Raw genomic sequence first — 24,961 nt, forward strand, 5'->3', positions numbered from 1 at the left:
CCGAAGGGGCGATACGCCTTTCCTGACGGGTGTGCGGGTGCTTCAACTCGGCGATGGGATCGCCGGTTCGGTCGCCACTGCGTTGCTGGCCAGCCTCGGTGCGGAAGCGACGAAGGTGGTCGGTGCCGGCGCACCTCATCGGGCTGGGCCGGTGATCGGGACCCCCACCGGACCGGTTGCGGCCGTGGACCTCACTCTTGACCGCGGCAAGCGGATCGTCCAACCACCGACGGACCTCTCGGCATTGATCGAGGAACACGACATCGTGATCGTCGACCAGGGCCGGGCAGTCACGCCACCGGTTGCACAGAACGCGGTCGTCGCCACGGTCAGCCCGTTCGGACTCGACGGGCCGCGGTCGCCGCAGCCCGGCGGCGAGCTCGTCGCTCAGGCGGCCGGTGGTCTGCTCGCCACGATCGAGGGGTCCGACGGGGCACCGGTACCGGCACCGGGCTATGTGGCGCTGAAGGCGGCGGGAGCCGTCACCGCCCTGGCGGCGCTGCACGGCCTCGATCGGCGCAACGACGGCCCCGGCCCGGTGCTCGTCGACGTGTCGGTGCAGGAGGCAGTGGCGTTCACCGCGGCGCTGCCGGAATGCGCACACGTGCTCCATGGGTGCCCGGGAAGGGCCGGCAGCGGACGTTACGTCGCGCCGTCGGGACTGTTTCCCTGCCGCGACGGTATGGTCCGCATCACCGCGGTCGAGAACCACCAGTGGCGGGGATTGCTTGCGGCACTCGATCATCCGGCCTGGGCGACCGGTCTCGACGAACGCCAGGCCCGCATCGACCACGCCGATCTGATCAACCGACACGTCACAGCATGGGCGGCAACGCACGACAAGGAAGAATGCGCGGCCACGCTGCAGGCCCACGGCGTGCCGTCGACACCGGTGAATGCCCCCGAGGAAATCCTGACATCACCGCAATTCGCCTTCCGCGGCGCTCTCTCGACGACGCAGCTCTGCGGTGTCGAACTCCGCGTGCTTGAGTCGCCGTGGCTCACTCACGTCGGATACCGGTCGGATCACAGTCGCACCGGCCGCCTGAGTGACTTGCGGGTCGCCGAGCTGACCCACGTCTTGGCCGGGCCGATCGTCGGTGCGCTGCTCGGCGCGATGGGCGCCAGGGTCTTGCGGCTCGAAGATCCTCAGCGCCTCGACATCTACCGGCGTACGGGGCCCTTTGCCCGGGGTAAGCCCGGCGTCGACCGCGGTGCGTATTTCGCGGTGGCCAATCACTCCAAGCAGAGCCTGCTGATCGACCCGGCCCGTGCGGTGGACGACGTCACCGCGGCGCTGTCCGACGCCGACGTCCTCATCGAGAACATCGGCAGCGGGCGACTCGCCAGACTCAACGTGGAGCCCTCGGCGGTGGCCAGCTCGGGCAGGCTCGCCGTTCGCGTCTCCGGCTTCGGCTCGGAAGGCCCCATGGCCGGATATCGGGTCTACGCCAACAACGTTCAGGCTTACGGCGGGCTGGCCGGACTGACCGTCGAACCGGATGGATCACCGGCGCGGCTCGGCACCGTGATCGCCGACCCGCTGTCCTCGGTCGTGGCCGCCGCCGTGGTCGCCGCGTGGGCCGTCGGGCCGGCGCGTGACACCGGTGCCGTCATCGATCTCTCCATGGCCGAGGTCGTCGCGTCCACCGTGGCCGAGTTCGTCGCCGCGGCCGCCGCTCCGGATAGCTGCGACATCGGCGACTCCTCGCATCGCGGCGTTCATCCGGCGGCCGACGGTCGCTGGGTCGCCGTTGAAATCGCGGAGCCCGATGAGTGGACACGCCTGGCAGAAATCCTTGCAGTATCCGATGATTCGCGGCATCCCACGGTGATCGAGAAGCTGGCTGGCCTGGTTGCCGGCGCGTCGGCCGACGATGTCTCCGCGCGTCTGAGCGCGTCGGGCTTGCGCGCCGCAGCGGTGCAACGGGCCGAGGACCTGATTTCGGATCCGCATCTGGCGATCCGCGGATTCTTCCCCGAGATCGCTCACCCAGACCCGGACATCGGTACCGCCCGCCTCGTCGGGTTGCCATGGCGGTTCGTCGGTCGAGGACCTGTCCCGCTCATGCCGCCGCCGGCACTGGGCAACGCGAACGCGCACGAAGGAGGCATGACCAATGTCAGCTGATCGCCCCGCGACCGTGTGGGCGTCGACCTTCGTGCCCGGGAAGTCACCGATCCCCGGGTACGGTCAGGACGGCTACAGCGTCGCCTGGGTCGACACCTCCGACGGGCGGCTGCAAGTGTTGGTATTCGGGCCTCGCCCGGCGCCCGGCACCGTCGGCCGAGTCGTCGAGAAGACGTTGGAGGACAACATCATCGTCCTGTTCGAGGCGCACTCGGGATGACAGGGACGCACATCGCCGGCATCGGGATCACACCGTTCGGTAAACGCGCCGACAAGGCGTTGGCGACGCTCGGCTTCGAGGCCGCCGAGGCAGCACTCGCCGATGCGGGTATCGGCTATGGCGCCGTGGGCGAGGTGTTTACCTCATCCTCGATGGCGCCGCCCCAGACCGGCCTCAAGGTGGCACTTCGCTTGGGTCGCACCGGTGTTCCGGTGACCGCCATCGAGAGCGCCTCAGCGGGGGGCATGGTCGCCTTGCGGCACGCCGTGTGGGCAGTGGCCTCCGGTCGCTGCGACACCGCGCTGGCGATCGGCTACGAGAAGACCACGGCGCTGGAACCCGGCGGTGTGGTACCGGCGGCGGTCGACTTCTGGGACCGCTTTCCGCCGCAGCTCCATTACGCGATCGAGGCGAATCGGTGGTTATATGAGACAGGTTGCGGCCCAGAGGTTTTCGGGGCCGTCGCGGCCAAGTCGTACAACCAGGCGCGGTGCAATCCGCTGGCGGCGCGGCGCAACGACGACGATGTGACGGTGGAGCAGGTGATGGCGGCGCGGATGGTGGCCGAGCCGCTCACCAAAATGATGTGTCACGCGTCCGTCGATGGCGGCGCGGCGATCGTCGTGACCTCCGAACGCCGCCCTCGGTCCGTTGCGATCAATGCCATCGAGCAGACCAGCTGGCCCGAAGACGCGGGCTGGCCGTTGGCCGGTCCCTGTGTCGGCCCGCCGTCACAGATCACGCTGACCGCTCGGCGCGCGTTCGAAGCGGCGCAGGCCGCCCCGCTCGACGTCGGAGTCGTCTCCCTGCATGACATGTGCGCCAGCGAGGAGGTCACCGCGCTGATCGCGCTCGGCCTCGTCGACGTCCGGGAGGTGGCCGAGCTCGCCCAGACAGGCGGCTTGGGATCCCAAGGCAGGCTGCCGACCAACACCGATGGCGGCTGCCTTGCTCGCGGTCACGCTTTCGGTGCGACCGGACTGGCCCAGGTCGCCGAGGTGGTAGTTCAGCTTCGCGGAGAGGCGGATTCGCGGCAAGTCGCCGATCCCCGCGTCGGGCTGGCGCAGGCGATGGGCGGCGGCGGGTCCTGCGTCGTGGCTGTGCTGGGCCGGTGATCGTGGGGAGCGAGGGGGATCGATGACGGTTCTTGATGATCCCGTCCAGTTCTTCGGTGCCGATGCGCTGCAGGATCCGTATCCGCTGTATGAGCAGATGCGTGCCGCGGCGCCGGTGCATCGCATCGGGAGTTCGGCGTTCTACGCGGTGTGCGGGTGGGACGCCGTGCTGGAGGCCGTCGAACGGGTCGACGATTTTTCTTCGAACCTCACCGCGACCATGGTCTATCACGATGACGGGACGGTCACCCCGTTCGAGATGGCTCCGCCGGGGGACCCTTCTCACGCCTTGGCCACCGCGGACGATCCGGTGCACGCCATGCACCGAAAGATCTTGCTACCGCACTTGTCTGCCAAGCGGGTCCGAGTCATCGAGGAGTTCGCCGCCCATACCGCGGAACGATTGTGGAACGAGCATCTGCGTGGCGACCGGATTGAATGGATGAGCGCGATGGCCAACCGGCTTCCGATGATGGTGGTGGCCAGGCTGCTAGGCCTGCCCGACGGCGACGTCGACAAGCTTATTCGGCTCGGCTACGCCACCACGACACTGCTCGACGGGATCGTCACGCCCACGCAGCTCGAAGCGGCCCGGTCCGCGGCGCTGGAACTGGCCGGCTATGTTGTGGAGCATTTCGAAAACCCAAGTGCCGAAGCCGAACACGGGCTGATGGTGGACCTGGCCCAACGATGTAGGTCCGGTGAGCTGGAGCAGCACCCAGCGCTGACGATAATGCTCACGCTCTTCAGCGCCGCCGGCGAATCCACAGCATCACTACTGGGAAGCGCGGCGTGGATTCTCACCGATCGCCCGGAAATCCAGAAGCAGGTCCGTGATAATCCCGAACTGCTGGGGGCCTTCATCGAAGAGGTACTGCGGTACGAGGCGCCGTTTCGTGGCCACTACCGCCACGTGATACGCGACACCAAGCTCGATGGAGTCGAGGTGCCCGCCAACGCTCACCTGTTGTTGATGTGGGGAGCCGCCAATCGCGACCCCGTTCACTTCGAGGCGCCCAACGAATTTCGCCTCGACCGCGGTAACGCCAAGGGCCACGTGACCTTCGGTAGGGGCGCACACTTCTGCGTGGGAGCCGCCTTGGCCCGCCTGGAGGCCCGAATTGTGTTGGGGATGCTGCTGCAGCGCACGACTTGGGTTGAGGCGATTGACGTCGGAGATTGGTTGCCCAGCATCCTGGTCCGGCGACGGGAGCGTCTCGAGTTGGCCGCCCGTTAGCGGCTTTCAGCCGATGGCGCCGCTGTCCGCGTGATTTGTCCCGGGCCGACGAATCACCCGGGCTTCAGCGGCGTAGTAACTGCGCCAGTGGGATCAGCGGCTGCACACCGCCACCGCGATTGAGAACTGGTTCCAGTAAACGCATTTGCCGCATGATGCGGCGGTGGAACAGCCGAATGAGTTCGGCGTCCATGTTTTCTGATGCGCGCAAGGCGAATGCCTCCAGCGCCTCATCCCCTGCACGCCAGTCGGGGTATCGGGAGCCGAGCAGGCGGTTGAGATCGTCGAGGTCTTCGGATTCGATTGCGGGACCGTGTCGGCAGATGTCGGCAATGTAGCGTGCGGTTTGCGCGGTCTGATGCCGACGAAAGCGCTCAACTTCGGTCTCGGCGGGCAACTCCTCGATGATGGGCGCCAATGCGTCGACAAGGTCGCCGTGCCGGACATCTGCCGCCTGCGGAAGTCGGTAATCGTCGAGGGTGACGCCCTCGACCGCGGCCATTGCTTCGACGGCGTTGAGCGAGCATTGCTGAAACCACTCCTCATATTGCAGCAAGTCACTCATCGGAAAAGGGTTGTGCAAGATCATGACTAACGAGAGAGGCGTGGTGAGCGAGAACTGCGCGGTGTGGAACTCGACCACAGGCAGGTCCAGTTGCACGCCGGAGACCTCCTCGTAGCGCCGAAATGCGCGCTCGAGGTCGCCGAAGGGCTCGGAGATGTCGCGCAGGCGCAGTCCTGCGAGGTCGTGCGCGGTGTCGCCGAGGTAGGCCAGTTCGACGTCGAGCAGTCCGGTCACGCGTCCATCGGCGAACATGAACTGTCCGGGATCGCCCAGGACGAAGCGAGGGTCGAACCGATGCGCCGGAACGTGGCGGCGGATCCAGCCGATGCCGAATTCCAGAAACGGCTCTGGGCGCCTTTTTGTAGACCGATACCGCGCGACGGACCCTTCGAAGCTCGACAACGCGTGCTGCTGAGGGTCTTTGGGCAACTTAAGTCCGATGGCGGAGAATTCACCTGGATCCAGCTGATGGATCTGCGCAAGGATTTCCATGTATTCGTCGATGACCGAGTTGCGCTCTGTTGCGCTCGGCGAGGTTGACAGATTGGTGGAGCCAGGCAGGCGATCCATCACGATGGCCGGTGGTGCGTCAATCCGACCGTAGATGTGTGGAACAGGGATTCCTTGGTTTTTCAGGACTTCAAGGACGTCCGCTTCGCGATGGGTGGAGAACGAGAACTCCATGCCCTCGCGGTCGCCACGCACATAAAGCGCCACAATTGTGCTGTCGCGTTCGACGTCGGCGAACCAGGCCGGGCGCCAACGTGGTTGGCGCTCGAAGGTTCGTACGGGCCCGATGTGACTCTCCAGCCAGCCACGTACCGCCTCATCAGGTGTCATGGTCATCCAGGGGGTCAGAAACCCATTTTCAGCGCGGCGCCGCCGTCGATGAACATCTGCAGTCCAGTGACGTAACGCGACTCGTCGGAGGCGAGGTAGACCACGGCGTGCGAGACGTCCTCGGGCTGCACCCAGGGCACCGGCATTGCCTGGAGTATCGGGTAGACCACAAAGGCATCGTCGTGAGTCGGAGCCTCGAGGTCGGGACGAAACGTCTTGTACATCATCGGATTGTTCATCATCGCGGTGTTGACGTTCGTCGGGTGCACGGCGTTAACGCGTATCTCGCGCGCCGCCAGTGTCATCGCCATCGATTTGACCCAGTCGCGGACGAACTTCTTGGCCAAGCCATACCCGAGTCCGCCGGGGCCCGGGTTGCCGCCACCGTTGAACATATCGTGTTGGGAGACCAGTCCGGCGATCGAGCCGGTGGCGACGATCGACGCACCGGTGTTCAGATGGTCAAACGCGGCGTTAACGGTGTTAACAACGCCGAGAAAATTTACGTCGAACACGTCGCGGAATGCCGGATACCCTTTGTGCTCTCCGTGCGGGCAGATGCCGGCGTTGGCGACGACGACATGCAGACCGCCCAGTTCGGCGACGCCGTCGTCGATCGCCTTCTTCAGGGTCGCCCGATCCCGCACATCGGCCACAGCGGTGACGACACGTCGGCCAGCCTTCTCCACCAACTTCGCCGTCTCGTCGAGGTCGCTCTTGCGTGCCATCGGGTAGTCGTTGGTCGCGATGTCGTCGCAGATGTCAACGGCGATGATGTCGGCGCCCTCGTCGGCGAGATGGACTGCGTGACTGCGCCCTTGTCCGCGCGCGGCGCCCGTGACGACCGCTACTTTGCCGCTGACTCGATTCATGTGCTTCCTCCGTCGTGGGCTCTTTCGCCGTCAGGCCATGAAGGTCGTCTTGGTCACGCGATGGTTCCGCTGTCCTTGAGGACAATGATGTCGTCCCAGTCCTTGCCCAGTTCGAGTAACAGCGCTTCGGTATGTTCCGCGAATTCCGGCGTCGGGCCGAGAGCGAACGGCGTCTGATCGAAAAGTACAGGGCTCGAGACTAATTCGAGGGAACCGCCGCTGCCTTGGATGGGCACGATGACGCCGTTCGCCCTGACCTGCTCATCGGCCGCGACATCCATCGTGTCCTGTATGGGCGCCCATTGCCCTTCGAAACCGGCCAGTGCTTTGCGCCAGTGCTCGAGCGTTTGGCTCCCGAGCACCTCACGCAGGATCGCAGTCGCCTGCGCCGCATTGCGGGTTAGCAGCTCATGGCTGGCAAAGCGTTCGTCGGTGGCAAGTTCGGCGAGCCCGACCCGCACACAGAAGTCTGCCCAGTAGCGGAACCCTTGCATCATCGACAATCCCAGGTAACGGCCGTCGCCGGTGCGGTAGAAGCCCACCAGCGGATTGTGCGCGGCGACGTTGGCGCCGGCCGGGTTTGCCTGCCACGGCTGTCCGGAGATCAGCGCAGCGTTGACGGCCACGCCCATCGCCCACACCCCCACTCCGAGCAGCGAAACATCCACCACCTTGGCCTCACCGGTTCGTTCACGTCCGAACAGCGCCGCGGCGATTCCGCCGGCAATGGTCATGCCACCCAGGGAATCTCCGTACGCCGGTCCGGGTTGTGCGACGACGCCAGCCATATCGGGCGGGGTGACGCTTGCCGCGCTACCGGCTCGGCTCCAGAAGCCCGTCATGTCGTAGCCACCGATGCCTGCCTCGTCGCCGAGCGTCCCGTATGCGCTGCCCCGCACATAGACGATGTCGGGATTCGCCGTCCGCACGTCATCGACGTCGATCCGTAGTTTGGCGCGGGCGTCGGGCAAGAAGTTCGTCAGGAACACGTCGCTCGTGCGGGCAATGTCCATCAGCAATTCATGGCCGGCCGGTGTCGAGATATCAAGGGCGATAGACCGTTTGCCGCGATTTGCGTGCTCCATGACGGGGTTGCGATCGCCGGCGATCTGTACGTTGCCGAGCTGACGTAGGCCCCGCTGGGCATCGCCGGTGCGCGGATGTTCGATCTTCAGTACGTCAGCGCCCCAGTCCGCCAGCACCGCGCCGGCAGCCGGCACGAAGGTCCACTGGGCAACCTCGAGGACGCGTACGCCCGCCATCGGATTGTTCATGCGCATCCTTACCGGCAAGACGATGGTTGGCGCGCGCGGCAAGCTGGCCTGGCTGCCATGTCAGCGATAGTCCAGCGTGACGGGCAGGTGGTCGTGGGTGTGCACCAATGTCGACACGCGGGGCACTCGCTCACCGGCCACGTGAATCCCCTTGGCGCGCCGCGCTACTTCCTCCAGCAGCAGACGGGCTTCGCGTCGAGCCAGGGCGGCGCCCATGCAGAAGTGCTCGCCGACTCCGAAGCCGAGGTGATTGGCGGCGTCCTGCCGGTGGATGTCGAACTGTTCGGCGGTCGGGCCCCAGTGCTCCTCGTCGCGGTTCGCGGACGCGTAGGCGAGCAGCACCCCGTCGCCTTCCTTGACCTCCGCACCGCGTAGCCGAACGTCGCGCGCCGCCTGCCGGGCCATGCTCATCACCGGCGTCCAGTAACGCAGCACCTCCTCGACGGCGTTGCCGCTGAGCCCGGGATCGGCGAACAACACCGCCGACTGGTCGGGATGGGTGTCGAGACAGTCGGCGATTCCCGCGATCAGGCTCTGTGTCGTCTCACTGCCGGCGGCGAGCAAGGTGAGCGCGTAGATCATCACCTGCATGTCGTTGAAGGGTTCTCCGTCAACGGTCACCTGGGAGAGCATCGTGAGCAGATCGTCCTGAGGACGCTCCTTGCGTTCGGCGACGAGGCCCATCAGATAGGGCCCGATGTGTTCGAAGATGAACGCGTAGTCCTCATCGCTTGCGGCCCCACCACCGACGTTGGCGATGGTGGTCGCCCAGCCCGCGACCTTGGGCCAGTCTTCTTCGGGCACTCCCAGCAGGTACGCGAAGACGTACACCGGGATGGGCTCGGCCACCCGTTGAATCCAGTCGAATTCTCCGTCCGGCAGGTCGTCGAGCACATCGTTGACGACCTGGCGTACCCGAGCCTCCATCTTGGCGACCGCGGCCGGTGTGAACCGCACACCGACAGCCTTGCGGTGCACCCGGTGCACCGGCGGATCCATGAACATGATGCCGCGGTTGCCGTACCCCTGAGGGTCCCGGCCCTCCCGGTGCGCGATCAGATCCATCATGATCCCAATGCGCTCGGACCTAAACTTCTCGGGTCGAGCCGAGATGCCCTTGATATCTTCGTATTTGGTAATGACCCAGAATTTCCCCTCGTCGTACCAATGCACGGGGTCGTGCTCGCGCAGCTGCGCGAACGCGCCGTTCGGGTCGCCGAGGTAGAACGCCGGCTCGTCGAAGCGGGCCGCTGTGATCGTCACCATAGAACTGAACAATAGAACATCAATTGTCAATCTGCGAGTGGCCCTCCGCTGGCACGGCGAGCCGGAGCGGCGTTGGCAGCAGAACAAATGATGTTCTATTGTTGCATGGTGACCGCTGGTTTATCCCACCTTCGCGTGTGCGATCTGGGTGGTCAACTGGCCGGCGCGGGGGCGACGAAGATCCTGGCGGCGTTCGGCGCCGAGGTCATTCGCGTCGAAGACCCCGCAACGCGCGGGATGTGGGACGCGCTGCGCGGCGTGGGCCCGTTCGTCGACGAGCGTCGGGGCGTGAATCTGGGCGCCGGCTTCAACAACCACAACGTCGGCAAGCTCGGGGTTACCATCAACCTGCGTCTCTCGGCCGGCAAAGAGCTGCTGCGTGAACTGATCGTCGTCTCCGACATCGTCTGCGAGAATTTCGCCGCCGGCGTGCTGGACCGGATGGGATTCGGCTACGACGAGCTGCGCCGGATCAAGCCGGACATCATCTACGTCTCCAACTGTGGGTTCGGCCACACCGGGCCGTACCGGGACTTCAAGACCTGGGGTCCGATTGTTCAGGCGCTGAGCGGGTTGACCTTCACCGCCGGGCTGCCCGACCACGAGCCGGCGGGGTGGGGCTACTCCTACATGGACCACATCGCCGCCTACTACATGACCGTGGCGATACTGGCGGCCCTGCATCAGCGCGAACGTACCGGCGAGGGCCAGCACATCGATTTGGCCACGGTGCCGGCCGGTATCGCGATGCTGCCCACCGAAGTGCTGGATTGGACCGTCAACCGGCGGCCCGCCCGCCGGCCGGGGCTCCCGGACGGTAACCACGCCGACTTCGGCGAGATGGCCCCGCACGGCATCTATCCGTGCCTAGGCGAGGATCGGTGGATAGCCATCGCCTGCCGCGACGAACGGGATGTCGCGCTGCTGTCCAAAGTCCTCGACCAGCCGCGACTGACGGACGATCGGTTCGCCACACTCGAGCAGCGGTTGCTCGGTGCCGACGCACTCGACGAACTCGTCAGCGCACGCACCCGGACCCGCGAAGCGGACACTCTGTCACGCGAACTCGGCGCGGCCGGCGTTCCCGCGAGCGTCGTCAAGTCGCCCCGGGAACGGATCGACGAAGACCCGGACCTCGCCGAATGGGGACTCTTCCCGACCGTGACGCATCCCGAAATCGGGACGGTGCGCGTGGAGGGCCTTCCGCTGCGAATGTCGGCCTCGCCGTGGAGTATTTCGCGGGCCGCGCCGTGCCTGGGCGAACACAACCGGAGCGTGCTCGGCGGGCTGCTCGGGCGCAGCGATCAGGAGTTGGACGACTTGACGAAGCAGGGTGTGATCTGAACGCGCTGAGCGGGCTCCGCGTCGTCGAGATCAGTGGCCAGTTCACCCCCGTCGGGGGACGGCTGCTCGCCGAACTCGGCGCCGAGGTGGTCGTCATCGAGCCTCCCGCCGGTTCCTCACACCGGTCGCGACCGCCGTTCGCGCACAACAACATCGGCCCGGACACCAGTCTGCGATGGTGGAGCGGCAACGTGGGCAAGCGGTCGGTGACCGTCAATCTCGACACCGCGGAGGGTGTCAGCGCACTGGAGCGCCTGATCGCTAGCGCCGACATCGTGATCTCCGGGGGCGGCCCGATCGGTGATGCCCGACACCCGGCCCTGATCTGGGTAGCGGTCACCCCTTTTGGGCTGGACAGCATGCGGGCCGACCAGCCGGTCACCGACCTCACCATGCTGGCCGGCGGGGGTCCGGTCTGGAACTGCGGCTACGACGACCACTCCTTGCCGCCGATCCGCGGCGCGGGCGAGCAGTCGGCCAACATCGCCGGCCTGTATTGCGCGATCGGAACGCTGGTGGCCCTTGCGCATCGCGACCAGACCGGCCAGGGTCAGCTGGTCGAGGTCAGCGTCAACGCGGCGTGCAACGTCAGCTGCGAACAGACGACCTACCACTGGCTGGTCAACAACGAGACGTGCGTCCGCCAGACCGGCCGTCACGCGTACTTCACGCGCAGCCAACCTACCCAGGTCCGGTGCGCGGACGGCGGCTACGCCACCACCGGCGTGCTGCCTCGCAAGCCGCCCGAATTCGCGAACCTGCTGCACTGGCTTGCGGACCTCGGTCTGACCGACGAGCTTCCCGAGGCAGTGTTCTTGGAAATGGCCGCTTCTCGCGACGAGCCGGTCGACATTGCGATGATCGGTGCCGACGACGAGACCACCGCGATACTGATGGCGGCCCGCGACGCGATCACCCTGATCGCTTCCCGGATGGCGGCCGACGAGTACTTCCTGGAAAGTCAGCGACGCGGATTCCCCGCCGGAGCGGTGCTGTCACCCGACGAGGCCTTCGAGGACGACCACGTCGCTGCCCGCGGGTTTCACGTGCCGGTCCACCACGCGGAACTGGGGGAGATCTTCCGCTATCCGGGCACGCCATACCTTTTCAGTGCCAATCCGGCGGGCGGCCCGCTGCGGCCACCCTTGCTCGGGGAACACAACGGGCTGCTCGACGAACTTACCGACGACTCCGCATGAGCTCCGGTGACCGCCTCACCCATATCGGGCTGTGTGTCAGCGATCTCGAAAAGTCGGTCCAGTTCTATTGCTTGGCATTGGGATTCGACGAGTGTGGTCGGCTGCGGGTCGACGGGCCCGAGACGGCGCGGCTGCTCGGCGTGCCCGGGCTGGTTCTCGACCTGGTCTATCTGCAACGCGACGGATTTCGCCTCGAGTTGCTCAGTTATCCGGTGCCGGGCGCGCGAGAGAAGCACCGGCCCCGCCGGATGAACGCGGTGGGATTCACGCACCTATCGTTCCGCGTCGACGACCCGGACGCATTCGTCGCAGGTATCGAGCGCTTGGGTGGCCAGGTTCGACCGGAACGAACGGTGACTTTCGCGGGCGGCAACCGGGGGCTGATGGCGACCGACCCCGACGGCAACTGGATCGAGTTGATCGAACGCACCCCGTCCAGCGACTGAGCAGTTAGTCACTCAACGTCCGATTGTTCATCGCGATGATAGAGTCATGGCTGTGCCAGCGACCAGCGAGTTGATGTATTCGCCATTCTCCAAGGCGATCTTCGACGATCCATACCCGGTGTACCGGAGATTGCGTGACGAGGCGCCGGTTTACCGGGATCCGGAGAATCGCTGGTGGGTCTTGTCCAGGTTCGACGACGTGTCGCAGGCTCTTCGGGATTGGGAGACGTTCTCGTCCAAACGCGGTCCGGCACCGGAGAACCCGGACAACGACGGCCGCAAGTACTCGGTGATCTCGATGGACCCGCCGCGCCACGACCGCATTCGCGGGGTCCTCAAGGGTTTCTTCACGCCAAAAGCGGTCGCCGCCATGGAATCCGCCCTGCGCGCGGTGGTCAACACCCACCTTGGCCGGCTGCGACCGGGTACCACCGTCGACGCGATGGAGGCCTTCGCGTTCTCGGTCCCCACGGATGTGATCGGTGATCTCCTCGGCGTGCCGCACAGCGACCGCGCGCAGTTACGCGTCTGGTGGGAGGCCTTCCTCACCCGGGAGGAAGGGCAAGTCGCAGTCCCGGCCCAAGCCATCGAGGCCAACCGCCTGATCAGCCAGTACATCGGTGACCTGATCGAGCGGCGCCGCACCGACCCGGCCGACGACTTGATCAGCATCGTGCTGCAAGCCAGCTTTGAGGATCCCGAAGCCGGCCGCCACCGCTGCCTGACCGCGCACGAGGTGCTGATGTTCTGCAATCTCCTGTCGGCTGCCGGCTCGGAAACCACGCAGAAGCTGATCTCCAACGGCCTGGTCGCGCTCGCGGAACATCCTGAACAGTGGCATCGAATCGTCAAGGACCGCACTGCTATTCCCGCCGCGGTCAACGAGGCGCTTCGCTACGACACCCCGAGCCACTGGGTGGCGCGCACCTTGACCCGGCCCATCGAGCGTCACGGCGTCACGATGCAGGCCGGCGACTGGGTGCTGCTGCTGCTGGGTAGCGCCAACCGGGACGAACGGCGCTACGACGATCCCGACCGCTTCATCATCGGAAGGCCGCGGGGCACCGACGTGTACTTCGGATGGGGAATTCATATCTGTCTCGGGCAATGGTTGGCGCGCCGGGAGGCGCAGCTGGTGTTCGACTACATCGCCGACAGGTTCCCCGACTACGCCATCGGGGCGCGCGAACGCGTGCTCACCGCGACGGTGCGCGGATACACCAGCGTGGAGATGACCCTGCGCTGACCATGGAGATCGCCTTCACCGATGAGCAGCAGCTGCTCCGCGACACCGCCGCGCAGCTGGGGGAGAGCGTGGGTGTCACCAGTGCGGACGAGATCCCAACCGGCGAGGCGCTCGACGCCCAGTGGCGCCGCCTGGTGGATCTCGGTGTGCCAACGCTGCGTTCGCCGCGCCTGTGTGGACTCGAGGCGAGCGGCGTCGAAACCGTCATCGTCATCGAAGAACTCGCCAGAACCCTCAGCGCCGTGCCGGTGGCGGGCCAGGCGGTGCTGGCCACCGAACTCCTGGAGGCGGCCGGAGCCGAGGAGGCACTGGAGCTCGTTGCGGAAGGAAGCCTGCGGCTGGCGCCGGTGCTGGGTCCCGACCTGACGGGTTTCGGCTCGGCTCGCGGACCGGGCGTGGCATTCGACGCCGCGGGCGCCACCCATGGACTACTGGCCGCCCGCACCGACGGGCAGCGCCGGCTTGTGTGCGCACCGCTGGGCGGCGCCGACCACCGGGCGCTGGACCTGACTCGCGAATTTCGTTGCTTGCCAGCCGATTCGGCCGCCCCGGCGGTGGTGACCGGCGAGCCCATTGATGACGAACGATGGCGGCGGGTGGAGTCGTTGGCGATGACCGCCGTCGCTGCCGACCTGGTCGGCCTCATGCGGGGTGCTCTGGACGACGCGGTCCGCTACGCGGGTGAGCGGGCTCAATTCGGGGTCAAGATCGGCTCGTTTCAGGCCGTGGGACATCTGCTCGCCGATGCCCTGGTGCAACTGGAAGGCGCCCGGAGTTGCCTCTGGCACGCCGCGTGGGCGATCGACCACTTGCCGGCCGACGAGGCCCGCCTGGCGGCGATGACGGCCAAGGCATACGCCTCCGCCGCGGGCCGGGAGGTGGTGGAGGCCACGGTTCAGGTCTTCGGTGGCATCGCGATCACCTGGGAGCATGCTTCTCACCTGCGGCTGCGCCGGACTCTGTTGGACCGGCGATTGTTCGGCGACGAGGCAGTGCACTACGAGGCCATCGCCGCGATGCGGCTGGCGAATCGGGAGCTCGCTTAGCGATGGACTTCAACGACAGCGCGCCCGAAGCGCGGTTCCGCGCCGAGCTCAGGCAGTGGCTGTCCGACCACGCCGCCGACGCCGCGATCCCCGAGGACCCGGCCGCCCGTGCGGACGCGCAAAACGCCTGGCATCAGACCCTTTACGAGGCCGGCTACATCGGGTTGTCCTTCCCCGTCGAATACGGCGGGCATGGTAAGGCGCCGGTCTACGAGGCGATCCTCAACGAAGAGCTCGGGCGGGCCGGCGCCGCGCCGATCGAGGGCGTCGGTCACCTCAGCAACGCGTTGCGGCTGTTCGGGACGAACGAGCAGCGCGACACGCTGCTGCCCGGCCTCTTGTCTGGCCGCGTGCGCTGGTGCCAGGGATTCTCCGAACCCGAGGCCGGATCCGATCTCGCCGGGCTGAAGACCCGGGCCGATTTCATGGACACCGGCGCGCGTGAGATGTTTCGCGTCAACGGCCGCAAGATCTGGACGAGCTTCGGTGCCGTCGCCGACTGGTGCTTCCTACTGTGCCGCACCGAGCCGGACGCGCCGAAGCACGCGGGCATCTCCGTATTGCTGGTGCCGATGTCGACGCCCGGTATCGAGGTGCGACCGATCGTCAACGCCGCGCGCAACCGCGAGTTCACCGAGATCACCTTCGACAACGTCGACGTCCCCGCAGGCAACCTGCTCGGCAAGCGCGGGGAGGGCTGGTCCATCGCCAACCAGTTGCTTGCCTTCGAGCGCGGTCCCAGCGACATCAACTGGATCGGTCGGCTCACCACGCAGCTACGGCGCCTCGAGAACGACGTTCGCGTCGGCTGGCTCGAGGACTCCCCGACGGCTCGAGCCCGGCTCGGGCAGGCCTACGTGGAGCTGCGCGCGCTGCAGGTCAAGGTCATGAGATCTCTCACGGGGCGCCAAAACGGCAAGCTTCCCGGGCCAGAGGGATCGGTCGACAAACTGCTCATGACGCGGGCCGACCAGTTCGTCGCCCACGCCATGATGGACCTGTCGACCAGTGGCCCGCTGCTTACCGAAGGCCTGGAATGGGACATCTACGTGTGGTCGCGCGCCGCCGGCATCTACGGCGGAACCGCTCAAATCCAGCGCAACATCGTCGCGCAACGGGTGCTGGGCTTGCCGCGGGCCTGAGTGGTCCCGGTCAGCCCAGCGGGCCTCCGGTCAGGTGCTGGTAGGCCGCCCGGAGCCCCCTGAGTCGTCGCGCCAGGGTTTGGTCTTCGTTGTTCGATGCGGTCAGTTTGGCAGTGACCTCGGCTATTTCGGCGGTAAGGCGTTCGGCCGCCTCACCTTTGGTGAGCAGGTCCTGATCCGACCAGTCGTCGTGCGGGATGCGCGACTGTAGGGGGTCGGGTGGTGTCATGGGTCTCCTTGATGCGCCGTGTTCGTTGAGCTCTGGCCCCGATCGGCGCTATAGTCAACTAGTCATAATCTGTTCACTTGTACTGTATCGCACGACTTCGAGAATCGACGCCCACAATGCCGCTGCAACCTTCGATGAAGCTTCTGTCCGTTGACGACCACCTGATCGAGCCACCGCAGGTCTGGGCGGACAGGCTGCCGAAGAAATTCCTCGACGACGGTCCCCGCATCGTCGATTTTCCGCGCGACGGAGCCCCGCCGGTGCAGCAGTGGGTTTACGAGGGCAGGCCGTATCCGAACATCGGGCTGAACGCGGTCGCCGGCAAGTCGCCGGAGGAGTTCGGCGTCGATCCGATCCGTTATGCCGACATGATCCCCGGGTGCTATGACCCGAAAGCCCGACTGGCGGACATGGACATCGACGGCGTGCACGCCATGCTCTGCTTTCCGTCCTTCCCGCGCTTCTGTGGCACAGTTTTCCTGGAAGGCGAGGACAAGGAACTCGCGCACCTGTCCGTGCGGGCGTGGAACGACTTCTCGCTCGACGAGTGGTGCGCCACCGACCCCGCCCGGTTCATCCCGATGGCGATCACACCGCTGTGGGACCCGGCCCTGATCGTCGCCGAAATCGAGCGGGTTGCGGCCAAGGGGGCGCGGGCGATCGGGCTGCCGGACAACCCGACCAACCTGAAGCTGCCCAGCTACCACACCGGGTACTGGGAGCCGGTGTGGTCGGCGCTCGAAGAGACCAACCTGACCGCGGTGATGCATTTCGGCAGTGGCGGATTCCCACCCCAGACCGCGCCCGAAGCGCCGTTCGCGGTGATGATCACATTGATGGGCACCACGTCGATGGCTGCGGCGACCGAGCTCATCTTCTCGCCGGTGTTCCACAAGCACCCGAACCTCAAAGTCGCGTTCTCCGAAGGCGGCGTCGGCTGGATGCCGTACCTCGTCGAGCGCGCGGACTACGTCTGGCGCAAGCACAAGTTCTACCAGAACATCCATCCCACGGTCGCGCCGTCGGAATTGTTCCGCCGCAACATCTCCGGATGCTTCATCGAAGACGAAGTCGGCATGTCGATGCGCCACCAGATTGGCATCGACAACATCACCTGGGAATGCGACTACCCGCACTCGGACTCGTTCTGGCCCAAGAGCCGTGCGCGCGCCGAGCAGATGCTCGCCGACGTGCCCGACGAGGAGGCCGCCAAGATCGTCGAACTCAACACGCGGCGCTGGTACGCGTTCCCGGGGGACGGCTTCAAGTCGTGCACCGCGGATGCCGGATGGCGTCCCAACGGCGGCAACCCGCCACAGTACGACTACGACGAGGTCATGGCCGGCCACGGCGGCATCGGCTTGGAGGCCTTCCTGAACAAGATGGAAGAGCAAAAGTCGCACAAGGTTTGAGCCGGCTCGCGTGTCACCACCACCGTGAAAAACTCGTTGAGCGTAGCGAGCAATTCATGGGGCTCCACGGTGATGGCCAGTCGTGTCGAGCCCACCAGATCCACGAACAGTGCCGCGACATTGCGATTGACCCCGCCGAACTCGATCCGGTCACCCGTGCCGGCGAGTTGCTCCGCCCGGCGGGCCATCTCACGGCCGACGTGGCGGCCGAACAGGTCGCGCAATCGCTCCCGTTCCCGCAGCCCGGCCGCCATCGTGTTGAAGCCGGCCTGCAGCAGTCCCAGCTCGGAAGCGTCGAAAACGGGCACGAAAACCACGCTGGCCATGGACCACACCGTCCCGTGGAGGACGGCCATTCTCCCCGGTATGGCCAAGACGACGCGCCGTGCGGTGGCATCGCTCGCACCCGCCGGCAGGCTCATCCATAGGTAGCCGGAGATCACCGCGGAGGGCAGGCTGACGGTGCAATAGCACAGCGCCGTTACGATGTTGAACCGCAGCACGCGTGGTTGGGCGAGCGCCGTGCCGGTGGGTAGGCCCCACAGGGCCAGCGCGGCGATCACCGCCGCGCCGACAAGTGTTGGGATGAGTGCGCCGGATATCAGCAGTGGTCTTCCGGCGGGAGCGAACGGCGAGCGCAGCCGCCGCCGGGCCATCTTCACGGCGACGCCGGGGCAGCGCCCAAGCGTTCCCGCCAGTTCTCCACCATCATGAGTCGCCCCGATGAGGCGAGCGTCATGAACAACGTGTCGCCATCGGCGCTCACAGCGACGTTGGTGGTCATCGGGTCGTCGGCCGGAATCGCGCCCAACAGTTCGCCGGTCGGGGAGAAGACGGTGACACCGCCCGTCCCGAGAGTGGCGACGAGGATCCGGCCGGCCGCATCGACGCAGAGTCCGTCCGCCCCACCGATATTTAACGGGCCACCGCTGGGCACTGTTGCAAGCCCGCGCGCGCTGGACACCGTTCCCGGCCCGTCGAGCGTGAATTCCCAGACCCGCCGCGTGCGCGTCTCCGCAACGTAGAGCACCGTCCCATCCGGGGACAGGGCCACGCCGTTGGGCATCTCGAGCGGGTAGACGATCTCCCGAAGCCCACCGTCGACGGTGCCGTAGAGCAGTCCCGTCAAGTCGCGATTGTGGTTGCGTGTGGCTCCGCCGTCGGTGACATAGAAGCCACCTTCGTGGTCAATGCAGATGTCGCTGGGCCGCATCAGCGCCAGCGTGCCGCCGGAGGGCGTGACGAATTCGGTGAATAGGGTGCTGACGTGGCCGTCGGCTTCGACCAGCTGCAGCGCGGGAACGATGGGGTGGTCGTGCGGCCCCACCGGCCGGAAAAGCGTTGCGCAGCTGGCGAAGTCGTACGGCCACGGCCCGAGCCCGAAGGTGGACCCGCCGTTCTGGCAGACCACCAGCCGACCGTCGGGAAGTCGAGCCACCCCGTTGGGGCCACCGCCTGTCTCGGCGACTGTCTCGGCGGCGCCGTCCGGGCTGACGCGAGTGAGCCGGCCGGCAGCCATCTCCGACACCATGACCGAACCGTCGTCCAAGACGACCGGGCTTTCGGGGAAGGCCAGCCCCTCGGCCAAGCAACGGGCGGCGCTCACGGCGGCCGTTCCCGTTCGGTTCGCGTCGCCGCGTTCCTGTGCCACCAAGTCGCGAAGACCGGGTCGGTCAGCGGCAGGTCACCCACCCCAGTTTGGTTTCGTGGCCAGTAGGCGGCCTGCTGTGTCAGGGGCGACGTCCGGCGGCTCACGCCGTAGAACAGGCGATGCCTTCGGTGCAGGAAAAGCCAGCGCCCGCCGTACAGTTCGTAGCGGTCCTCGTACTTGATGAGCTGTTCGACGAACCCGTCGGCGTGGGTCTGGGCGAAGCACTGGGCCCAGACCTGCCCGTGGGCGCGGTGCTCGGTGTCCAGCTCGACAAGGTGGTTAGCGACAAGGATGACGGCGAACACGCTCGCGTCGACGCTAGCCGACATCATCCCGCGCAGCACCTCACGCCCCTCACCGCGGCTGCCGAACCGGGCGTGCGGGACGAACAGATCGACCATCGCGTCGACATCGCGTGCTTCGATCGCGGCGGCGTAGCGGTAGGGCAGCTGACGAATCTCCTCCTTCGCCAACAGATCCCGGATTTCAGTGTCGTGCATCGTTACTTGGGAACCGGGGTCGTCGGGCCGAGTATGTAGCGCCCCGATTGCGGATGGTGACACCAGCCGCCGGCCGCCGAAGTTCCGCCGTCGATGTGCAGTGTCTGCCCGGTCACGTACGCGCTAAGGTCGCTGGCGAGGAACATTGCGGCTCCGGCCATTTCGTCGACGTGGCCGGCCCGACCCATCGGCACCATGAGTTTGGCGTTCTCGGTGCCGTTGGGCGCCATCTTTGCCAGGCTCTCGGTGAGTGTGAAGTCGGGCGCGAGCCCGTTGACCCGGATGTTGTGCGGCGCCAGTTCGAGCGCGGCGGTCTTGGTGAAGTTCACCACCCCCGCCTTGGCCGCGGCATAGGCGGCGAACCCGGGTGCGGCCCGTACCGCCTCGATCGTGCTGATGTTGATGACGCTGCCGCCTTGTCCCGCCTCCACCATGGCCCGTGCGACGCGCTGCGTACAGAGCAGGACCTGGGTCAAATTGCTCCGGATCAGGGCGTCCCAGCCATTGAGGGAAGTGTCCAGCAGGCCCGACCAGAAGACCCCGCCGGCATTGTTGACCAAGATGATCGGCACCCCCAGTGCGTCGACGGTCGTGGCCAGCGCTGCGTCGACCTGTTCGGCGTCGCGTACATCGGTGACGCACGCGAGCCCGCCGACGCGCGCGGCCACCGCCGTGGCAGTCTGCTGGTGCTTTTCCCAGATGGCCACGCGTGCGCCGAATTCGGCGAAGGCCGCGGCGATGGCGCTGCCGATCCCACCGCCTCCGCCCGTGACGACGGCGACCCGGCCGTCCAGCGATGCGGCGTTCCGGTGCAGCGTCATTCGCTTCTCCTCGCCCATCGGACCGCGTTGGGAAGGGACATCCAGCAGATTGCAGCGAGAGACAGATTAACACTGAGTGTTCTATTATCCAATCGAGTGTCGCAGCCTTCGTGTTACGCCGAGATCGTCTTCCCCGTGCTGCGGGGGATGCCCGTCGCCTGGATCGAGCCGGAGGATGTGTCCTATCTCGTGGTGTACCTTGTCTCCGACGAGTAGCGTGACATCACCGGACAGCAATTGTTCGTCGACGCGGGTGCGGGTCTGAAACTGGGTCTGTACCGATCGGAAACACCAATCAGCGGCCGCGAAACTTCGGGTCGCGTCGCTCGGTGAAGGACGTCATGCCCTCGGCGACGTCGTCGGTCGCGGCGACCTGCTCCACCAACAGCGCCTCGGTGCGGAAAGCGGCATCGCGGTCGACGTCGAACGCCTGGTTCAACATCGCCTTGGCCGCCGCCAGCGCCCGGGTCGGCCCGCTCGCGAGCCGTTGGGCCCAGGCGGCCGCCTCGGTTTCCAGGTCGTCGGCGGCCACCACCTTGTTGATCAGACCGATGCGCTCGGCCTCCGCCGCGGACAGCTCCTCGGCGAAAAACAGCAGCTGCTTTGCGACGTTGAACGGGACCTTGCGCGCCAGCAGATAGGCGGCGCCCCCGTCGGGTGCGAGCCCGCGCCTGGCGAAAAGCGCGATGATGCGGGCACTTTCGGAGGCCACGATGAGGTCGCAGGCCAGCACCATGCTGGCGCCCACGCCGGCGGCGATCCCGTTGAGCGCGCATACGACGGGCTTCTCGCAGTCGAGCAACGCGGACACCACCGCCTGGGACCCGGTACGCAAGATGCGGGCGGCGTCGCCCGCCACCCGATCTTTCTTGGGCTGCATTCCGGGGTCGCGCAGATTCGGTCCAGTACAGAAATGCTTGTCACCGCGGCCGGTGAGGACCACTGCCCTGACACCTGGCTCGTCGGAGGCCGACCGCAGGTTTTCGATGAGTGCCTGCTGCACCGCCCGCGTCACCGAATTGCCGGCCTCGGGGCGGTCCAAGACCAACCAGAGCACCGCGCCTTCGGTGCGGACTGAAAGGCCGGGAGTCACAGCCGCATCGGCACGCTGGCGGGGCCGCGCACGGAATTGGTGTGTACGTATGTCACTGCGCCTTCGTCGACATCCCAGGCAGGGAACCGCTTCAATGTCTCTTCAAGAGCGACCCGGGCTTCCAGCCGGGCCAGCGCCGCGCCCAGACAGAAGTGTGAGCCGTGGCCGAAGCTGATGTGGCGTATCCCCGCGCGCTCGACGTCGAGGACGTCGGGATTCTCGTATTGGCGTTCGTCGCGGCCCGCCGAACCGGTCAGCAGGGCAACGCGCGAGCCCGCCGGGATGAGCGTGCCGTGGTAGGAGACGTCGCGTCTCGTGTAGCGGCCCTGTACGGGCGACGGCGCATCGTAACGCAGCAGTTCCTCGACGGCGTTGCCGATCAGGTCGGGGCGGTCGACCAGCTTGGCCCGCTGGTCGGGGTACTGCGCCAGTGTCAGCGCGGCCCACCCCAGCAGACGCGCAACCGTCTCGTTGCCGGCGACGTTGATCATCGCGATGAACATCAACACTTCACCATCGTCGAGACGACGGGTCTCGCGGCCCGCCTGTGCCAGGTCGGATGTCATCAGGCTGCCGACGATGTCGTCGGTCGGTGCGGCCCGCCGTTGCTGAATCTGGTCGGCGTAGTAGCCCAGCAGCTTCGCGTTGGCCCGCTGGCCCTCTTCACTCAGCTGGGTCGTGCCCTCGTCGCGGTGTAGCTGGGCATCCGACCACTCGCGCAGGTTGTCGTGGTCTTCCTCGGGGAAACCCAGCAGTGAGCTGATCACCATCACCGGTAGCTTCATCGAGAAGTCGCGAACGTAGTCAAAGCCGTCGGTGCCGACGAACGCATCCAAGTAGGCGCAGCACAACGAGCGAACCCTGTCTTCAAGCTGGGCGATCTGGGCGCGAAAGAACGTGCGATTGACCATCTTTCGCAGTGCGGTGTGGTCGGGCGGATCCATCATGATCATCGGCCGGGGCGACGGCCACGGCTCGTTGGTGATCGCGTCGAGGGTGATCCCGTGCGACGAGGAAAACGTCTCGGTATCCAGCGACGCTTCGATCACGTCAGCGAACCGGCTCAAGGCGTAGAAGCCGTACTGGTCGTTGTAGTAAGTTGGCGCCTCGTCGCGCAGTCGTTTCCAGACCCCGTACGGATTCTGGTGCAACGCGCGGTCGAACGGATCCCAACGTAACTCGATCGTCGTCATCGGCACCGTCCCTTCGCCAAAGAACACTAATACATTATCTGTATAGTTGCACCATGCTGACGGCGTGGTGATCATCTGCCCGGTGTTGAGGAGGACGAACGATGGAAACGCGAGAACTCGAGCACGTGATCTACCAGAAGGACGGCCCAATCGCGCGGATCATCCTCAACAACCCGGACGCCGCCAACGCCCAGAGCTCGGAAATGGTCCACAGCGTCAACGAGGCGCTTGACGACGCGCAGTACGACTATGACATCAAGGTCGTCATCATCAAGGCTAACGGTAAGGGGTTCTGCTCCGGCCACATCCCCACCGGTGCGTATCCGGAGTTCATGGCGGAGCTGCAAGCGTCCGGAAAGGTGTGGCGTTCCGCCGCACAGTTGTTCCTGTGGCCGGTGCTGAAGTTGTGGGAATTTCCCAAGCCGGTGATCGCCCAGGTGCACGGGTACGCGATCGGCGGGGGTACCACCTGGGCGCTGATCCCCGAGATCACCGTGTGTTCGGAGGACGCGTGGTTTCAGATGCCTCTGGTGCCGGGGTTCGGCCTGCCGGGCGCCGAGACCATGTTCGAGCCATGGGTCTTCATGAACTACAAGCGAGCCGCCGAATACCTGTACACCGCTCAGCGGTTGAGCGCGGCGGAAGCGCTCGAGTTCGGTCTGGTGAACCGCGTAGTCCCCGCCGACCAGCTGGAGGCCACGGTGGAGGAACTGGCCGCACAAATCGCCAAGGCGCCGCTGATCACGTTGCAGGCCGTCAAGTCCGGCGTCATCCGCGCGTGGGAGACGATGGGGTTCCGCACCCATCAGCAGGCCACCAACGACCTGCAGGCGATGGTGACCGGCAGCAAGGAGTTCCAGCAATTCATGGCGGAGCTGATGAAGAAGGGCTCCAAACCCACCGAGCGCATCTAGCCATGCCGCGCAAGCCCATCATCCAATTTGGCGGTGACGAAAGCACCGAGTCACTGCGGGCCTGCGTCCGTGAGTGGCTGTTACACAACCTCGCCGACGAATTCCGCCGCAGCGCCGCGAATCCCGACTACTTGCCGCGCGACGCCCACGAGCGTGCCATCGCGTTCTGCAGAAAGTTGCACGAGCAGGGATGGTTCGTGCCGCACTGGCCCGCCGAGTACGAAGGCGGCGGACGCGGGATCGTCGAACAGGTGGTCATTCGGGAGGAACTCGCTTATGCAGGCGCGCCGCTGGTGAACACCAACGGCGTCAACATGCTGGCACCGGTGTTGTTCAAATACGGCACGGCCGAACAAAAGGCGGAGCATCTGCCCGCCATTGCGCGCTCGGAACGGATGTGGGCACAGGGTTATTCGGAGCCGGAGGCCGGCTCGGACCTGGCGTCGCTGCGCATGACGGCTCGACGAGATGGCGATGAGTACGTCCTCGACGGACAAAAGACTTGGACCAGCAACGGCATGCTAGCGGACTGGATTTTCGTCCTGGCCCGCACCTCGCCGGTGGCGGACAGACGCCAAGCCGGAATCTCGTTCTTCCTCGTGGACCTGGAGAGTCCGGGGATCACGCGCCGGCCCATTCGGTCCATGACCGGGTATCCGACGTTCGCGGAGGAATTCTTCGACGGTGTACGGGTGCCGGCGGCCAACCTCGTCGGGGCCGAGGGGGAGGGGTGGACGGTCGGGAAGGCGCTGCTCGACGCCGAGCGGTCAAATGTCACCAGGGCGGCCCAGGCGCAGCGCTATCTCGATGAGCTCATCGACTGGTGCCATGCGCAGAGGGGCTCAACGCACGACCCGCTGTCCGATCCGGCCAACCGCATCGCGTTGGCCCGCGCCGTCGAACGCGTTGAGGTGGGCCGCGCCCTGTCGTACCGGGTGGCGCACCAACAGGCTGCCGGCGCGCTGGATCCCGCGCTGCCGTCGTTGTCGAAGCTGTATCACTCCGAACTGACCGCGGAACTTCGCGGCCTCGGGGCCCAGATCCTGGGTCCGGCAGGCGAACTCATGCCGGACGATCCCCGCGCCGTGCTCGACGGGCACTTCTCCGAAGGTCTCTTGCTGTCGGTGCTCCACACGATCGGTGGTGGCACCAGCGAGATCCAACGCGACCTGATCTCGACTGTCGGTTTGGGCATGCCGCGCTGA

General features: G+C 66.1%; 23 protein-coding genes and 2 pseudogenes. 14 read left to right on the top strand and 11 right to left on the bottom strand.

Going from position 1 to position 24,961, the window contains the following annotated elements:
* The first annotated feature begins 31 nt into the window (after nucleotides 1–31).
* Genes G6N33_RS16805 through G6N33_RS16820 form a run of 4 tightly spaced genes read left to right on the top strand, consistent with a single transcriptional unit; the run spans nucleotide 32 to nucleotide 4,703 of the window.
* On the top strand, nucleotides 32–2,131 hold the full coding sequence (locus tag G6N33_RS16805; protein WP_101528094.1) for a CoA transferase: 2,100 nt from the start codon (nucleotides 32–34) through the stop codon (nucleotides 2,129–2,131).
* Nucleotides 2,121–2,351: a hypothetical protein gene (locus G6N33_RS16810; protein ID WP_044508190.1), complete on the top strand. Its 231-nt coding sequence runs from the start codon at nucleotides 2,121–2,123 to the stop codon at nucleotides 2,349–2,351. The genes G6N33_RS16805 and G6N33_RS16810 overlap by 11 nt, the downstream gene beginning before the upstream one ends.
* Nucleotides 2,348–3,466 (top strand): thiolase family protein, encoded by a 1,119-nt coding sequence (locus G6N33_RS16815; protein WP_044508188.1) that lies wholly within the window; start codon nucleotides 2,348–2,350, stop codon nucleotides 3,464–3,466. Before G6N33_RS16810 ends, G6N33_RS16815 begins: the two co-directional genes overlap by 4 nt.
* 22 nt (nucleotides 3,467–3,488) lie before the next feature.
* Nucleotides 3,489–4,703 carry a cytochrome P450 gene (locus tag G6N33_RS16820; protein WP_044508186.1) on the top strand — a complete coding sequence of 405 codons (1,215 nt, stop codon included), beginning with the start codon at nucleotides 3,489–3,491 and terminating at the stop codon, nucleotides 4,701–4,703.
* Nucleotides 4,704–4,767: 64 nt separating this feature from the next.
* Here the strand turns inward: G6N33_RS16820 and G6N33_RS16825 are convergent, their stop codons facing one another.
* The 4 genes from G6N33_RS16825 to G6N33_RS16840 are packed head-to-tail and all read right to left on the bottom strand — an operon-like array spanning nucleotide 4,768 to nucleotide 9,520.
* On the bottom strand, nucleotides 4,768–6,108 hold the full coding sequence (locus tag G6N33_RS16825) for a phosphotransferase (RefSeq protein ID WP_044512361.1): 1,341 nt from the start codon (nucleotides 6,106–6,108) through the stop codon (nucleotides 4,768–4,770).
* A gap of 14 nt (nucleotides 6,109–6,122) precedes the next feature.
* Nucleotides 6,123–6,980: a mycofactocin-coupled SDR family oxidoreductase gene (locus tag G6N33_RS16830; protein WP_044508184.1), complete on the bottom strand. Its 858-nt coding sequence runs from the start codon at nucleotides 6,978–6,980 to the stop codon at nucleotides 6,123–6,125.
* A 53-nt stretch (nucleotides 6,981–7,033) separates the two neighbouring features.
* Nucleotides 7,034–8,254, bottom strand: a complete 1,221-nt coding sequence (locus G6N33_RS16835) for a CaiB/BaiF CoA transferase family protein (protein ID WP_044508182.1) — start codon at nucleotides 8,252–8,254, stop codon at nucleotides 7,034–7,036.
* Between the two features lie 60 nt (nucleotides 8,255–8,314).
* The gene (locus G6N33_RS16840) at nucleotides 8,315–9,520 is read right to left on the bottom strand and encodes a cytochrome P450 (protein ID WP_044508179.1); all 1,206 of its coding nucleotides are present in this window, start codon (nucleotides 9,518–9,520) and stop codon (nucleotides 8,315–8,317) included.
* A gap of 105 nt (nucleotides 9,521–9,625) precedes the next feature.
* Here G6N33_RS16840 and G6N33_RS16845 point away from each other — a divergent pair, with 105 nt between their 5' ends.
* Genes G6N33_RS16845 through G6N33_RS16870 form a run of 6 tightly spaced genes read left to right on the top strand, consistent with a single transcriptional unit; the run spans nucleotide 9,626 to nucleotide 15,943 of the window.
* Complete coding sequence (locus G6N33_RS16845; RefSeq protein WP_081662070.1) at nucleotides 9,626–10,864, top strand: CaiB/BaiF CoA transferase family protein; 1,239 nt, start codon at nucleotides 9,626–9,628, stop codon at nucleotides 10,862–10,864.
* Nucleotides 10,771–12,063, top strand: a complete 1,293-nt coding sequence (locus G6N33_RS16850) for a CoA transferase (RefSeq protein WP_231382476.1) — start codon at nucleotides 10,771–10,773, stop codon at nucleotides 12,061–12,063. The genes G6N33_RS16845 and G6N33_RS16850 overlap by 94 nt, the downstream gene beginning before the upstream one ends.
* A complete protein-coding gene (locus tag G6N33_RS16855) occupies nucleotides 12,060–12,509 on the top strand; it encodes a VOC family protein (protein ID WP_044508176.1) in 450 nt (149 codons plus the stop codon). The genes G6N33_RS16850 and G6N33_RS16855 overlap by 4 nt, the downstream gene beginning before the upstream one ends.
* 46 nt (nucleotides 12,510–12,555) lie before the next feature.
* The gene (locus tag G6N33_RS16860; protein WP_044508174.1) at nucleotides 12,556–13,755 is read left to right on the top strand and encodes a cytochrome P450; all 1,200 of its coding nucleotides are present in this window, start codon (nucleotides 12,556–12,558) and stop codon (nucleotides 13,753–13,755) included.
* Nucleotides 13,756–13,757: 2 nt separating this feature from the next.
* The gene (locus G6N33_RS16865; protein ID WP_044508172.1) at nucleotides 13,758–14,801 is read left to right on the top strand and encodes an acyl-CoA dehydrogenase family protein; all 1,044 of its coding nucleotides are present in this window, start codon (nucleotides 13,758–13,760) and stop codon (nucleotides 14,799–14,801) included.
* 2 nt (nucleotides 14,802–14,803) lie between these two features.
* Nucleotides 14,804–15,943: an acyl-CoA dehydrogenase family protein gene (locus G6N33_RS16870; protein ID WP_044508170.1), complete on the top strand. Its 1,140-nt coding sequence runs from the start codon at nucleotides 14,804–14,806 to the stop codon at nucleotides 15,941–15,943.
* A gap of 10 nt (nucleotides 15,944–15,953) precedes the next feature.
* Here G6N33_RS16870 and G6N33_RS16875 read toward each other — a convergent pair whose 3' ends face one another.
* Nucleotides 15,954–16,172, bottom strand: coding sequence for a hypothetical protein (locus G6N33_RS16875; RefSeq protein ID WP_044508169.1), 219 nt, complete (start codon nucleotides 16,170–16,172; stop codon nucleotides 15,954–15,956).
* A 116-nt stretch (nucleotides 16,173–16,288) separates the two neighbouring features.
* Here G6N33_RS16875 and G6N33_RS16880 point away from each other — a divergent pair, with 116 nt between their 5' ends.
* Nucleotides 16,289–17,584 (top strand): amidohydrolase family protein, encoded by a 1,296-nt coding sequence (locus G6N33_RS16880; RefSeq protein ID WP_044508167.1) that lies wholly within the window; start codon nucleotides 16,289–16,291, stop codon nucleotides 17,582–17,584.
* Nucleotides 17,585–17,598: 14 nt separating this feature from the next.
* Here the strand turns inward: G6N33_RS16880 and G6N33_RS27510 are convergent.
* From G6N33_RS27510 to G6N33_RS16900, 4 genes and pseudogenes are all read right to left on the bottom strand, one after another.
* Nucleotides 17,599–17,886 (bottom strand): annotated as a pseudogene (locus tag G6N33_RS27510) (adenylate/guanylate cyclase domain-containing protein); the annotation flags it as partial.
* A 356-nt stretch (nucleotides 17,887–18,242) separates the two neighbouring features.
* Nucleotides 18,243–19,190: an SMP-30/gluconolactonase/LRE family protein gene (locus tag G6N33_RS16890; RefSeq protein ID WP_044512356.1), complete on the bottom strand. Its 948-nt coding sequence runs from the start codon at nucleotides 19,188–19,190 to the stop codon at nucleotides 18,243–18,245.
* On the bottom strand, nucleotides 19,187–19,735 hold the full coding sequence (locus tag G6N33_RS16895; RefSeq protein WP_044508165.1) for a nuclear transport factor 2 family protein: 549 nt from the start codon (nucleotides 19,733–19,735) through the stop codon (nucleotides 19,187–19,189). Before G6N33_RS16895 ends, G6N33_RS16890 begins: the two co-directional genes overlap by 4 nt.
* A gap of 2 nt (nucleotides 19,736–19,737) precedes the next feature.
* Nucleotides 19,738–20,556, bottom strand: a complete 819-nt coding sequence (locus G6N33_RS16900) for an SDR family NAD(P)-dependent oxidoreductase (protein ID WP_044508163.1) — start codon at nucleotides 20,554–20,556, stop codon at nucleotides 19,738–19,740.
* 117 nt (nucleotides 20,557–20,673) lie between these two features.
* Here G6N33_RS16900 and G6N33_RS27515 point away from each other — a divergent pair.
* A pseudogene (locus tag G6N33_RS27515) lies at nucleotides 20,674–20,889 on the top strand (SDR family oxidoreductase); the annotation flags it as partial.
* Here the strand turns inward: G6N33_RS27515 and G6N33_RS16905 are convergent.
* On the bottom strand, nucleotides 20,852–21,649 hold the full coding sequence (locus G6N33_RS16905) for an enoyl-CoA hydratase/isomerase family protein (RefSeq protein WP_044508161.1): 798 nt from the start codon (nucleotides 21,647–21,649) through the stop codon (nucleotides 20,852–20,854). The pseudogene G6N33_RS27515 and the gene G6N33_RS16905 overlap by 38 nt on opposite strands.
* Nucleotides 21,646–22,842: a cytochrome P450 gene (locus G6N33_RS16910; RefSeq protein WP_044508159.1), complete on the bottom strand. Its 1,197-nt coding sequence runs from the start codon at nucleotides 22,840–22,842 to the stop codon at nucleotides 21,646–21,648. Before G6N33_RS16910 ends, G6N33_RS16905 begins: the two co-directional genes overlap by 4 nt.
* A 101-nt stretch (nucleotides 22,843–22,943) precedes the next feature.
* Here G6N33_RS16910 and G6N33_RS16915 point away from each other — a divergent pair, with 101 nt between their 5' ends.
* Both G6N33_RS16915 and G6N33_RS16920 read left to right on the top strand, forming a co-directional pair.
* Nucleotides 22,944–23,756, top strand: a complete 813-nt coding sequence (locus G6N33_RS16915; protein WP_044508157.1) for an enoyl-CoA hydratase-related protein — start codon at nucleotides 22,944–22,946, stop codon at nucleotides 23,754–23,756.
* 2 nt (nucleotides 23,757–23,758) lie between these two features.
* Nucleotides 23,759–24,961 (top strand): acyl-CoA dehydrogenase family protein, encoded by a 1,203-nt coding sequence (locus tag G6N33_RS16920; protein WP_044508155.1) that lies wholly within the window; start codon nucleotides 23,759–23,761, stop codon nucleotides 24,959–24,961.

The organism is Mycobacterium simiae, from assembly GCF_010727605.1.
Classification (GTDB): domain Bacteria; phylum Actinomycetota; class Actinomycetes; order Mycobacteriales; family Mycobacteriaceae; genus Mycobacterium; species Mycobacterium simiae.

Coding starts and splice junctions, on each gene's coding strand:
- G6N33_RS16895 (WP_044508165.1), bottom strand. CDS start 19,735: ATGCACGACACTGAAATCCGGGATCTGTTGGCGAAGGAGGAGATTCGT.
- G6N33_RS16865 (WP_044508172.1), top strand. CDS start 13,758: ATGGAGATCGCCTTCACCGATGAGCAGCAGCTGCTCCGCGACACCGCC.
- G6N33_RS16815 (WP_044508188.1), top strand. CDS start 2,348: ATGACAGGGACGCACATCGCCGGCATCGGGATCACACCGTTCGGTAAA.
- G6N33_RS16845 (WP_081662070.1), top strand. CDS start 9,626: ATGGTGACCGCTGGTTTATCCCACCTTCGCGTGTGCGATCTGGGTGGT.
- G6N33_RS16855 (WP_044508176.1), top strand. CDS start 12,060: ATGAGCTCCGGTGACCGCCTCACCCATATCGGGCTGTGTGTCAGCGAT.
- G6N33_RS16835 (WP_044508182.1), bottom strand. CDS start 8,254: ATGAACAATCCGATGGCGGGCGTACGCGTCCTCGAGGTTGCCCAGTGG.
- G6N33_RS16820 (WP_044508186.1), top strand. CDS start 3,489: ATGACGGTTCTTGATGATCCCGTCCAGTTCTTCGGTGCCGATGCGCTG.
- G6N33_RS16870 (WP_044508170.1), top strand. CDS start 14,804: ATGGACTTCAACGACAGCGCGCCCGAAGCGCGGTTCCGCGCCGAGCTC.
- G6N33_RS16920 (WP_044508155.1), top strand. CDS start 23,759: ATGCCGCGCAAGCCCATCATCCAATTTGGCGGTGACGAAAGCACCGAG.
- G6N33_RS16810 (WP_044508190.1), top strand. CDS start 2,121: ATGTCAGCTGATCGCCCCGCGACCGTGTGGGCGTCGACCTTCGTGCCC.
- G6N33_RS16860 (WP_044508174.1), top strand. CDS start 12,556: ATGGCTGTGCCAGCGACCAGCGAGTTGATGTATTCGCCATTCTCCAAG.
- G6N33_RS16825 (WP_044512361.1), bottom strand. CDS start 6,108: ATGACACCTGATGAGGCGGTACGTGGCTGGCTGGAGAGTCACATCGGG.
- G6N33_RS16840 (WP_044508179.1), bottom strand. CDS start 9,520: ATGGTGACGATCACAGCGGCCCGCTTCGACGAGCCGGCGTTCTACCTC.
- G6N33_RS16830 (WP_044508184.1), bottom strand. CDS start 6,980: ATGAATCGAGTCAGCGGCAAAGTAGCGGTCGTCACGGGCGCCGCGCGC.
- G6N33_RS16875 (WP_044508169.1), bottom strand. CDS start 16,172: ATGACACCACCCGACCCCCTACAGTCGCGCATCCCGCACGACGACTGG.
- G6N33_RS16910 (WP_044508159.1), bottom strand. CDS start 22,842: ATGACGACGATCGAGTTACGTTGGGATCCGTTCGACCGCGCGTTGCAC.
- G6N33_RS16900 (WP_044508163.1), bottom strand. CDS start 20,556: ATGACGCTGCACCGGAACGCCGCATCGCTGGACGGCCGGGTCGCCGTC.
- G6N33_RS16915 (WP_044508157.1), top strand. CDS start 22,944: ATGGAAACGCGAGAACTCGAGCACGTGATCTACCAGAAGGACGGCCCA.
- G6N33_RS16880 (WP_044508167.1), top strand. CDS start 16,289: ATGCCGCTGCAACCTTCGATGAAGCTTCTGTCCGTTGACGACCACCTG.